Below are 742 nucleotides of genomic sequence, written 5' to 3'. Positions count from 1 at the left end.
TCAGGCAGGGAGAACGACATTTACCTTTTCCAGCAATAGGGTGGAGATGGATCGAGCAATAGATGCCAGTCGTTCTTACATTCTAACTTTGCGGTTACAATTGCTGTCAAAGCTGATTAGAGGGGCGACATTGTCAGCCAGTTACAAACGCGACGCTGGCTCTGATGATCAGCCCCGATCCGACCGGCTGGGCCGGGTTGAAAGGGCGGAGCGGGGGCGGGTGAGGGGCACCCATCGGCTTTAGCTTTAAGACGATGCGATCGACGCCTCACTCGGCAGCATCGCGCTTTGCCAGCGCAGCTTTACGGCGTTCGATGACGGCCGGATCGTTCGTAAAATCCTTCCGCCGTCCCGGACCGTGAGCCCGTCGCACATAGCCGTTCTTCTCGCTATTGCTCTTTACCACAGGCTTCGATTGCTGTAAGCATCCGGTGAAGGACGCAGGTCAGGCCGCTTGAGCATCCAGCGCCGTCGGCGTCCAGTTCCACGGAAGCAATTGTTCCAGTTTGCTCGTCGGCGTGTCAGCGATGTTGGCGAGGACATCAGCAAGCCAGGCTTGCGGATCGATGTCGTTGAGCTTTGCGCTCATGATCAGCGTCGCCATGAAGGCTGCGCGATCAGCACCACGATCCGATCCGGCGAAGAGCCATGACTTCCTTCCGAGAGCAATGCCCCGTTCATTCTGCCCATGTCGGCGATGAAGTCGAGGTTCACTATCGCTGGCATCCACATTTTGGCCAGA

Annotated in this window: 2 pseudogenes; both read right to left on the bottom strand. The window is 57.3% G+C overall.

Features of this window, described 5'->3' with window-relative positions:
• Positions 1-268: 268 nt before the first annotated feature.
• Positions 269-421, bottom strand: a pseudogene (locus tag CO660_RS32440) (ISNCY family transposase); the annotation flags it as partial.
• Between the two features lie 24 nt (positions 422-445).
• A pseudogene (locus tag CO660_RS32435) lies at positions 446-676 on the bottom strand (transposase domain-containing protein); the annotation flags it as partial.
• Positions 677-742 lie beyond the last annotated feature (66 nt).

It is taken from the genome of Rhizobium sp. L9 (assembly GCF_002531885.1).
Taxonomy (GTDB): domain Bacteria; phylum Pseudomonadota; class Alphaproteobacteria; order Rhizobiales; family Rhizobiaceae; genus Rhizobium.
This window is presented reverse-complemented; position numbering and strand designations above follow the sequence as displayed.